This is a genomic window from Photorhabdus sp. P32, assembly GCF_038085095.1.
In the GTDB taxonomy this organism is placed as follows: Bacteria; Pseudomonadota; Gammaproteobacteria; order Enterobacterales; family Enterobacteriaceae; genus Photorhabdus; species Photorhabdus luminescens.
The window spans coordinates 1-10,938 of sequence record NZ_JAZGJN010000279.1; the positions used below are offsets into that span (position 1 = coordinate 1).

General features: G+C 40.4%; 8 protein-coding genes. 4 read left to right on the plus strand and 4 right to left on the minus strand.

The genetic code is table 11. The annotated features are described in order from the left end of the window. The first annotated feature begins 369 nt into the window (after window positions 1-369). A complete protein-coding gene (locus tag V2H77_RS15930; RefSeq protein ID WP_341499586.1) occupies window positions 370-1,314 on the plus strand; it encodes a phosphatidylinositol-specific phospholipase C in 945 nt (314 codons plus the stop codon). A gap of 170 nt (window positions 1,315-1,484) precedes the next feature. Here V2H77_RS15930 and V2H77_RS15935 read toward each other — a convergent pair whose 3' ends face one another. Then, window positions 1,485-1,811 carry a nitroreductase family protein gene (locus V2H77_RS15935; protein ID WP_341499587.1) on the minus strand — a complete coding sequence of 109 codons (327 nt, stop codon included), beginning with the start codon at window positions 1,809-1,811 and terminating at the stop codon, window positions 1,485-1,487. A 576-nt stretch (window positions 1,812-2,387) separates the two neighbouring features. Here V2H77_RS15935 and V2H77_RS15940 point away from each other — a divergent pair. From V2H77_RS15940 to V2H77_RS15950, 3 genes are all read left to right on the plus strand, one after another. Beyond that, window positions 2,388-3,290, plus strand: coding sequence for an Rpn family recombination-promoting nuclease/putative transposase (locus V2H77_RS15940; protein WP_341499588.1), 903 nt, complete (start codon window positions 2,388-2,390; stop codon window positions 3,288-3,290). Window positions 3,291-3,935: 645 nt separating this feature from the next. Continuing rightward, window positions 3,936-4,592, plus strand: a complete 657-nt coding sequence (locus V2H77_RS15945; protein ID WP_341499589.1) for an SGNH/GDSL hydrolase family protein — start codon at window positions 3,936-3,938, stop codon at window positions 4,590-4,592. A 10-nt stretch (window positions 4,593-4,602) separates the two neighbouring features. Then, window positions 4,603-5,646 (plus strand): acyltransferase, encoded by a 1,044-nt coding sequence (locus V2H77_RS15950; protein ID WP_341499590.1) that lies wholly within the window; start codon window positions 4,603-4,605, stop codon window positions 5,644-5,646. Window positions 5,647-5,799: 153 nt separating this feature from the next. Here V2H77_RS15950 and V2H77_RS15955 read toward each other — a convergent pair whose 3' ends face one another. The 3 genes from V2H77_RS15955 to V2H77_RS15965 all read right to left on the minus strand — a co-directional run bounded on the left by V2H77_RS15955 (window position 5,800) and on the right by V2H77_RS15965 (window position 10,932). Then, on the minus strand, window positions 5,800-6,414 hold the full coding sequence (locus V2H77_RS15955; protein ID WP_341499591.1) for a rhomboid family intramembrane serine protease: 615 nt from the start codon (window positions 6,412-6,414) through the stop codon (window positions 5,800-5,802). Between the two features lie 263 nt (window positions 6,415-6,677). After that, window positions 6,678-7,844 carry a cupin domain-containing protein gene (locus V2H77_RS15960; RefSeq protein WP_341499592.1) on the minus strand — a complete coding sequence of 389 codons (1,167 nt, stop codon included), beginning with the start codon at window positions 7,842-7,844 and terminating at the stop codon, window positions 6,678-6,680. A gap of 190 nt (window positions 7,845-8,034) precedes the next feature. After that, window positions 8,035-10,932 (minus strand): salicylate synthase, encoded by a 2,898-nt coding sequence (locus V2H77_RS15965; protein ID WP_445935541.1) that lies wholly within the window; start codon window positions 10,930-10,932, stop codon window positions 8,035-8,037. Window positions 10,933-10,938: the final 6 nt, after the last annotated feature.

The following is a 10,938-nucleotide window of genomic DNA, read 5'->3' on the forward strand; positions in this document are numbered from 1 at the left end:
ATAATTTATTTTAAAAAAATTTTGATCTTAATATTTTCTTTAGATTATTGATTACGACATATAATATATTTATTGAGTTACTGATTTATACAATGATTGAGATAATAAAAATCCAATATGTTGATTTTTATTTGTAAGTATAATAGGAGAAGATGATTTCTGGGCATTATTTTAATCTGTTTACTCTATTATGATTAACCTTATAATATAATCACTATATTTTTCAATAATTACCTGCCTTAATTTCCTATTATTAGTGAGTTTCTAATTTTTGCAAAATAGTAGCTATACTTGAGAATAATAATGCCGCTCTATGTCATACGCTAAATACCTCTTAGACAACTTAAGTTAATATAGTGAGAAATGAATATGGATAATAACCGTAATAATATCGATGAAAAATTAAATATTAACCATCAAACCGAAAATTCACTGTCAGGATGGGCTCCTAATGCTTGGATGGGACGATTACATGATGATAATCGACTTTTGAGTCATATCACTATTCCGGGAACACATGAAAGTTGTGCCCACAGGAATATATCGGGAATGGTTCAATGCCAGGATTTATCAATATCGGATCAATTGCAATTAGGAATTCGCTATTTAGATATCCGATGTCATGCTGAGACGAATAATAGGGGATTTATCATTGATGGCTATGAGGGCAGGTGGATTTTCAACATACATCACGGGATCATCAATGAATACATCATATTCGATAAGGTAATTAATGACTGTGAGAATTTTCTTAAAGCTAATCCATTAGAAACGATTTTGATGAGTATCAAACAAGAGCAATCAAAGGAACCGGACGAACTATTCAATGCTATTTTCAAGCGCTACAAGGACAAATACTCTCCGCTCTTTCATGACGATTGCCAAATTCCAAAGCTTGGTGATGTCAGAGGGAAGATTGTTGTCATTTCAAGGAATAAAGGGTTGCCTGGGATAGCTTGGACATCAATGGACATTGAAGATCACTATGATAACCCTGGGAAGAAGGAGAAATATCACCTTGTCGTTAATCATCTCGAAAAGGCATTGAAAGATAGTGGGGATACTCTATATCTGACTAACACGAGTGCATACAGCGGCCCTGATTTCACTCTTGATTATGCTTTTTATATGAACAAAAGCCTTAAAAATTGGCTTATTCATACCTACCAACCTGCATACTCGGGCCACGATAAGCCAACTCTCGGAATCGTAGCAATGGACTTTGTCGGCAGATGGAATAACGGCGATGTAGTTTCCCTACTTTATGAAGGCTGTAATTCCGATAAAATGTCTGGTTGTTCAAGTTCCAATTAGGTTCATAGTGCTTTTTGCTGGACGATTACTGTGAAATATCAATTGGACTAAATATGGAAGCTACTGCCAAGTATACAGAACGAACCGGACTAGTGTTTACCCTCATGATCGGTAATCTCCCAGAAAAAACGTTTGCTGTGGTCGAATTTATGTTGCCAGAAAGTGTTGTACTACCGACAAGTGTAAAAGATGCTGGTATGGACTAACTGTTTTTCCCTGACGAATTCAAGTCCCCTGTGGGTCTTATACAGATCCAGCACAAATGTCAGGAAGACCGGTGCCTGTGCTATCCATTTCTGACCTCCGGAGAGTTCAGTGATTTTTTCTCTGGTCTTCTGGTCTCTGGTGACAATCACTGATACTTGTTGGGAATGAACTGAGGTAGGGGCGCGGTAAGCCGCTTTAATAATGTTATCGAGTACATCTTCCGGAATATCTTTATCAAGAAAACTACGATCGCTTCTGTGGTTAAGCAGGAGTTCAATGGTCTCATTCATATCACAGCTCTCATTTTTTAACGGATAATAGGGAGATTAAAGGCAGGGACAGTATTAATGCTTATCCCCAGACTGCATCCCAAGGGGATAAATTAATCAAGCAGAGACTCAATTAATCTTTGCAGAGAAAAGATGATGCAAATTAATTGAGCTTGAGACCGTAACCGATCTGGATGGCCAATTCGGCATTGCACCTTCAAGTAATAAGCGGAAAACAGCTTTGTTACGTTCCACTCTGGAATCAGACATTTTATCCTCTCATTTTAAATATATGGTTATCCCATTTTGTGCATAATCAAACGTAGTTTTTTATAAAAATGGGATAACGGTTGGTGTTTAAGAGGATAAATGTGGTGGATACGGTTAACAATAGCCAAAAGTCGATAACACTATTCATGGTAATGTATAATCACCGAAAAGAAAGGTTCTGAAGAGGGAATCATATTCAGTAATGGAACTCATTGATTGGCCGGAGGCAGATGATAATATGTTGTTCATTGGTTGCGGGTCTTCCAGAGATATTATAGCCTTGGCGATGAGCAGCGATGACTAACTGATAAGACAGAGAAACGGATTGTGGCAAAGAAAGAAAAACGGCCTCACCATGACGCATTATTCAAACATTTTTTAACCCAACCTGAAACGGCCAGGGAGTTTTTATCCCTTTATCTGCCCGAAGAGATCCAGTCGTTGTGTGATTTAGCCACATTGAAACTGGAACCCGGCAGTTTTGTGGACCGGCATTTACGTCAACTGCACAGTGATGTGCTGTATTCGGTTGAAACAGCTCAGGGACCAGGTTATATCTACTGTCTGATTGAACATCAGTCCACCCCTGACCCGTTGATGGCCTGGCGGTTGATGTATTACGCCATGTCAGCGATGGCGGCTCACCTGAAAAAAGGCCATACTGAACTCCCTTTGGTGGCGCCTCTGCTGTTTTATCATGGCGAGGTTCGTCCTTATCCTTACTCAAACCGGTGGCTGGATTGTTTTACGCTCCCTGAACAGGCTGCTCGCTTATACCGTCAGGCGTTTCCGTTGGTGGACGTCAGTGTGCTCAGCGATGAAGAAATCCTGACACATAAAGGGGTTGCCCTGATGGAACTGGTGCAAAAACACATCCGCTGCCGGGATATGCTGGAATGGGTCCCCCACTTGGTGGAACTCTTGAATGCGGGGTATAATACAGCCGAGCAGCTCAATGTTGTGTTACGCTATATTTTACTGAATGGACATACGCAGGATCTCTCCCAATTTGTCCATCAACTGATTGAACAATCTCCGGAGCATGAAACGATGTTGATGACTATTGCAGAACAGTTTGAACAAAAAGGTCGCGAGCAAGGCCGAACAGAAGGTAGAGAGGAAGGTAAACTGGAAACGGCTCGCGCATTATTACGACATGGTGTCAGTCTGGACATTATTGTCACCACTACCGGACTTAGCCGGGATAAAATTGAAATGTTAAAGCATTAAATTAATCTCCTCTTTCGCTGTAAAATGCCGATATTCAAGATCGGCATTTTTGTTATTAAACTCAGGAGGTCAGTAATTCAATATTATGTTTCAGATCCATTTTTCTCCTTAGCTAATTTATCAGCCATTTATTTAGCAAACTAATTATCACTATCGTAATTTTTTAGTGCCTAATCAAATAATTTGTTTATGATAGCCAATCTGTATTTCTGTTATGCATGTGTACGATTAAAGGGTCGTAAAAGGGGTTGATATCGTACTATTTATATGAGACAACTTTATCTGAGATCCAACCGCAGTGACTAAATTAATTTTCACTATCCGGTCAGCGATCCTCATACGGACATGATTTGCATGGGATCAGGATGATGACTCGTCATATAGACCAAGCTACCAATAAAAGTAAAAGACTCATTGTGTTAATGAATGCGAAGCAATTCGCTCTGTATGCGCTTCCTGATTTTGGTAAAGGACTACAGTTGGAATTTTTATCGCTGTCAGCAAGTGAACTGGAACTTGCTACAAATCGGCCGGGTTTGCATTTCAAAGTTAAACACGTTTTTTTCCATTTCGCGTTCCAGCTAACATTCGATACTGATAGAAAGCCAGTCGGTCTACATTTTATTTTTAGAAGGATGAAAGTGAATGTCTTATATTCAATCGCATTTGCAGGGAGGGTATTGGTTTACCCTCGGAGACAGTATAACTGAAAGAGGGTGGTATCAACCAATAGTGACTAAAAGTTTAGGTCTAAAAGAATGGAAAAACTACGGAATAGGGGGAACATGCATAGCCCAAAAAGATAAAAATGACAATTCAGCCATTTGTTTAAGATATGAAAAAATGGGAAGCAATCCAGATGTTATTACAATATGGGGAGGGGTAAATGATTTTGGATTTGATTTCGGCTCCTATGGAGGGGTGGAAATAGGTGATTATAAAGACAAAACCTCTCTGACATTTATTGGGGGGATGAAGTTATTAATGACTAGAATTACCAAAAAATACCCATTAGCGAGAATAGGGTTTATTATAACAACGCCAATATCAGTACAAAGAGGTATGAATAGTAAAAACTCCAAAGGGTACTACTTGTCTGACTATTGCAACGTTTGTCGGGAAATTTGCGAAAAACACTCCATCCCATATCTGGATTTGTTAAAACAATCTGGATTCAATGAAGGAAATATCGATATTATGACCAGCAATAGCTTGGGCACAGTGTCCGATGGTTTGCATCCATCAAAAATAGGTATGGCCAGGCTTGCCCCAAAAATTTCAAACTTCATTTTATCTATTTAAGAGTCAAAAAATGAGAATATTAACCATAGATTTATTAAAGATCGTTTCTATATTTTTCGTTGTAATTTCTCACGTTACTTTATTTTTCTTGTTGCGTGATGATAATGACGTGGTTTTGTATTTTTTTAGGCAGATTGGTCAGTTAGGGGTCTCGTTATTTTTTATGTGCAGTGGCTATTTCTTACTAAATAACAAACATGAAAAGCAGGTGGATTACATCATTAATAAAGCCAAAGGGATATTAACTGTATTGTTGTTTTGGCTTATCTTTTATTATTTGTATGACACATGTTTTATCAGTAAATTTACAACAGTGCCTACTATTGATTTTCTAAATTATATTAATGTTAGTAGAACCACATCAGATGCCACCCATTTATGGTTTATATTTGCAATTGTCTCCCTCTATATATTAACACCACTAATGCGTAACACATTTAACGAAACAAATGCAAAGGGGATTATGAAAATACTTGTCATAATGCTTATAATTTCTAATCTTACATTGCTGAATGCACTAACAGATTACCAATTCTCTTTTTCCCTAATCCCATTCAATATTTTGCTTCCGTTCCAAGTTGAGGGTTTGATTAGTTTCTTGATAGGCGGATATTTAGGGCTAACTAAACCTCAAATAAAGACTTTTTCCTGTAAACACATAATGCTTCTGGTATTTTTTATTATATCATTGATATCTTTATCAATCATTTCATCCAGGACGGGAATGACCTTCTTTTATGGGAAATTTTATAATATATTCCTTCAGGTTTCTTCGGTTTGCCTGTTTTTATTCTTGGTTAATTTGAATATCAACGAAATACCATCATTAATAAATGACATTAGCAAGAATATACTAGGTATATATCTTGTTCACAATATTTTTGTTATTGAAATACATAACGAATTTGTCCATAATTTATTTTTAGAGAAATTTAATTACATAAATATATATGTTTATATAATAGCCTATTCTTTGCTGGCTTTTATCCTGTCATATATATTATGCGTTTTGTTACGGAAATCAAAAATAACATCAAAAATTATAACCATCTAACGTTATTGACAGGGAGAGTCGGTTTCTTTCAGTAATATCTTCTTGGCAGTAAAGTGTATTGGTTAAATGGAAGGCGTTTTGCAATTATCACAGACCACACAGTGGCTTGAAAGGTAAAACGCCTTATGGGCTAAATGTGGATAATTATTATTTTCAAATAGCAATATTATCAAAATAAGATTTATTTTTCCTATAGAAAAACAAACTCATTGCAAGCCCAATACAAATAGAAAGAACATGACCTGGCTTAGGGTAGTGAGCATAAATAAAATCTAAAGCCATTGCCGGCAGCATGGAAAAAACAACAGCAAACTTTAATACACTAGAGGTATGCTCTTTGACAAAAATCAACAATAATGCAAAGGAAGATACGCCCAAAACAGCTTGTGATGCTCCTGTGCCAATATTCCAAGGATAACTAACAAAGTTAGTGCTATAAAGAGTTCCCAAAGCACCAGAAGTAAACCATAAAACTAATAAAAATTTAGATCCAAGATGTTTTTCTAATAAAATTCCTAGAATGGAAAGTGATAACACATTGTAGACCATATGCAGTTGTTTAACATGTATGAACTGAGAAACCAGAAGTCGCCAATATTCAAATTCATATAATCTATTCGGTGTTAATCCTCCATATCTCTCTAAATCTATAATACTTATTTTGCTGATAAAATTACCTGTTAATGAATATGAAACAAATGTGGAGTAAACAATTGTCACACATACTATAAATATTGTTGTTATAGGCGCTTTTTCAATTTGGAACATTCAATACTTCCTTCATAATCGTGACATGACATCATAAATTATATCAGGTAAATCTTTAAGTGTAATATCTATATCCAGTACTGCACTGATTTCGCTACGCCGTTGCTCAACAACGGCGATTACATCAATAGTCTGGCCTAGGTTCTGGTATTAACATCGACCTCTTATCATTTTCACTACTGTAAATAAAGCCCCGTGTAAACGAGGCTATTTCTGATATACAAGGTTATGTAAGTTGCTTCAATATACCACGGTGTAATATCTCAACTCCTACGGCGTGATATAACTAACTTATCCTTAGGACGATCCACCCAGTCGGAAGGCTTATTATTGAAGTTATCCGCCAGTAGATAAGACGGAGTTTTAGCTAGCCAATCAGAGAGTGAAATATCTTCGTAAATACCATTATCCAGCACAACCAGCACTGTAAGATCGTCATCGCCAATATTTTCGATATAGTGACCAAATCCTTGTGGCACATAACCAACATCAGTTGGCCCATATTTTGCGGTTTGTGCGTGTCCGTGGGAACTAAACACGGTCATACGTCCTTTGCCTGAAATGTAGTATTGCCACTCGTTGGCATTCGGATGCCAATGTAATTCACGTATTGCGCCAGGTTTAACCGTCTCTATGAGACCGGTGATCGTTGTAGAAATGGGAAATTCCTTCGATGAAGCACGATAAATACTCCCTGCGTCGTTCTCAAAGAAGGGTTTATTTTTCAAAAGCTCGTAACGGTGGGTGAGTGGAGCATCGTTCAATCCTCCATCGTCAGCGGGCAGGGGAAGTTTTGGCGGGATAGGGCCACCGACGATATAAGCTTCACCCTGTTTAATGTTAGAAAAAACAGATGCCGGCATGTTGACGCTTTTCTCAAGCACCTCTTTCGGCATATGCGTTATCCAATCAGTGATGCTGAAAGTGCCAAATTCTGAGAAGTGCCCGTTATCAAAAGCCAGAATAAAATGCGCGCCATCTGCAAGCGCCTGAATGGAATGACCATGACCTTTAGGAAAATACCATATATCGCCGGGGCCAAAATCGGCTACTTCACTTTTGCCTTCCGGATCGATAATGGTAATACGCGCATGACCTTCAAGCATATATGCCCATTCAGCGGCAATAGCATGCCAATGAAGTTCACGGACACCACCGGGTTTAAGTAACATATCAACACCAGCAACACCTTCAGATATCGGAAATTGTTCTACTGTAGCTTCCCGTGCCCATCCATTTTCCAATATCCGTTTTTTGCTATCGGTGAATTTATATTTATACAAACTTTTGGCATTTGTTGACGGTTTATTATTACCAGCAGTGATTGTATTGTGTTGTTCATCAGCAGCGGCAGCTTTAATCATACCGCCCATGCTAGCAGCCGCCGCGCCAATTGCGGATGCCTTCAAGATATCACGACGAGAGAACATATTTGTTACCTCCAGGTAAAATGGGTACCAGCAGGAATAGTTGCAAGCTGATATCTATTTGTTAGTTTTTTTAAGCTACTGGTTGTCACGGAAGGAAAAATTAGAGGTGACCTGTTAAGCATAGTAGAAAATTAGTCGTTTAGGGAAAACCAGAGACAGCTCTGGTTTTCCCGGAAGTGTTATTACTTCTTTACTCTTTTTTGCCAAAGTAAGGGCGAACGTATTTCATAATGCAGTCAAGTTTTTCACAAGTTTCCTGCCATTCTCTTTCTGGTTTTGAATCTCTTACTAATCCCGCACCCGCCTGGAGCCAACAGCGCCCCTGATACTGATAGAGAGAACGTAATACCAACGCCGCATCCAGTTTACCTGAGCTATCCAATAACATGACACAGCCGCTATAAAGCCGGCGTGGTTCGCCTTCATAACGTGAAATTGCTTGTAAAGAAGGTTTTTTTGGTATCCCCGAAGCGGTCACCGCTGGGAATAGGGCGATAAACGCATCCCAACGATTTTTGTCTGTTTGTAGTAATCCTTTCACCCGTGATGCCAAATGTTGTACTGAACCCCGTTCACGAATCGCCATAAATTCTGACACACAAAGTGTTTCAGCCTGACAAATCGGCGACAGCTCTTCTAATGCCAATTTGGCTGAAACGGCATGTTCGGAGATCTCTTTCGGGTCAGAAAGCAAATCCGCTCTCAACCGTTGATCCTGATCTTTGTCATGTGTCAATGCTCTAGTTCCAGCCAATGGTTGCGTGCTGACCCAACCTGAACCATCTGCTTCAACCACGGTTTCTGGACTGAAACCATAAACAGAGAAGTCTTCATCCCGTAAGAAGAAGGAGCGGGCAGGTGTATTAGCCTGACGACCTAACCAGTAACTGTGTGGCATATCAATGTCTGAGCCAAGTTCAACCCGACGTGACAGGATCACTTTCTGGTAGTGGCCCGCGGCAATGTCCTTAACCGCATTGGCGACGTTATCCTGATAATATTTTGCTACGTCTGGCTGATTAATGATTGCCATATCTTCTGTACATGAGAAAACGGGTGTGCCTAATTGATCAGCCTGGCTAATTTTCTCACTTAATATGGCGAGTTGACCTTCTTCAAGTGTTCGTATCAGAACCTGTCCTTGAGTTATGCGTAATTCATGTTGTGGAATGGTGATTTTTATTAACGCTTCGTTTTGTTGTGCTAATGGCAACCCATATGTCATGTGGGAGAATTCAAATAAAGTTCTTCCATAGGCCCGCCAATCCTGAATGGGTAGGGCATTAAGCGCCTGTTCCAGTTTTTGGCTCAATGTGCTGATATCGTATGGATGACGATTACCCTGTGGATCAATCAATTGCCCCGATGCATCCGCACTAATAGTCGCCGCACAGCCTATCCCCAACGACCATTCACCTTTTACTTCATAAAGCATATAAGGTTGTGCATTGTCATCCGAAAGCAAATGCGTAACCAAATCTAACGGAGTGCTGGCAATTGAGACTATTTGTTCATGATATTGCTGCATTGGACAGCCATGTTCTGCTTGTGCCATCTGTACCAAGCGGCGTTTATCAATTTTTCCCACCGTAGTTAACGGCCAATATGGGACACACAACCATTGGTCAGGAATTTTATGACGCTGAACCCCTTTCTGCTGTAGAAATTCCTCTATCTGCACCGGTTCTGGTTGATTGCCATTGTTAGGTAAACAAGCGCAAGTTCGTTCACCCAACAGTTCATCAGGCACAGAAATGACAACCGCATCATCAATATCCGGGTGTTGCAGCAACAAGGTCTCAACTTCTTGAGTCGAAATTTTCTCACCGCTGCGGTTAATCTGTTCTTTAATTCGGCCCTCAACGATCAGGTTGCCATCTGAGGTCATACGCACCAGATCGCCTGTACGATAGAATCCATCGGTGGTGAAAGCCACGGTATTATGCTGTTCTGCACGGTAATATCCCGTGATGGTGTAGGGGCCACGTGTAATAAGCTCTCCTACCTCACCGGGTGCTACAGGTTGCAAATTGGCATCGACAATTTTGATCTCATCTTCTTCTGATAACGGACGTCCTTGAGTATTAATAATGACCTCATGAGGATCATCCAATCGGGTATAACAGAGTAATCCTTCCGCTGTACCAAACACCTGCTGCAAAGGTCCAAGGCGTGCTATTACCTGTTCCGCCAGTTCTGGCGTCAACCTGCCTCCACCTACTTGCAAGCAGCGTAGGGATGAAAGATCGCTTTGCTCCCAGTCGCGGGCCTGTTCCCAGAGCCGTGCCAAAGCCGGTACTAATGCCAGATGGGTCACTTTGTGTTGTTCGATTAGCGGCATGGCCTCATCACAACTGGCGGTATCGCTCAGAAGAACACTGCCGCCTTGAGAAAGGGTACCCAAAATACCGGGGCTGCCTAATGTGAAGTTGTGTGCAACAGGCAGCACAGCTAAATAAACGCTTTCCGTGGTTACTGCACACAGGCGCGCAGAGAGCACAAAATCATAAGTATAAGCATCGTGAGTACGGGGAATTAATTTCGGCGTACCCGTCGTTCCTCCTGAAAGCAACAATACAGCAATATCACCATAGCTTGGACCGGGAATATTTGCCGGTTCATCATCAATGGAGGCCAATGCGGTAAATTCCTCCGCCACTCCATCAACAATAATGTGTTTCAAATCGGGACAAGATGCTGCAATTTCTCGTGCCATTTCCCGGTAGTCAAAATCATGGATGCAATCAGGAATAATGTAAGCGACCGGGCGTGCAATCTGGCAAAGGGCATGAACGTCATGTGTCCGCTGGGTCGGCATTAATAACACCGGATGAGCGCCTAACCTAAACAGGGCAAAACAGGTAACGACAAAGGAAATACGATTAGGCAGTTGTACCATAACGTTATCCCCGCGACGGACCCCACGACGAAATAATCCGCTGGCTAATCTCTCTGCGGATTGGTGCAATTCACGGTAAGTTAGTTGCTGTTCTTGATAGATCAGCGCTGTTTTATCGCCCCAAATACCAGACCACCCAGCAAGTTGTTGGTCTAGAGTTTTGCCATTCCAAAGATAGTCTGGCGTCATAGTGAG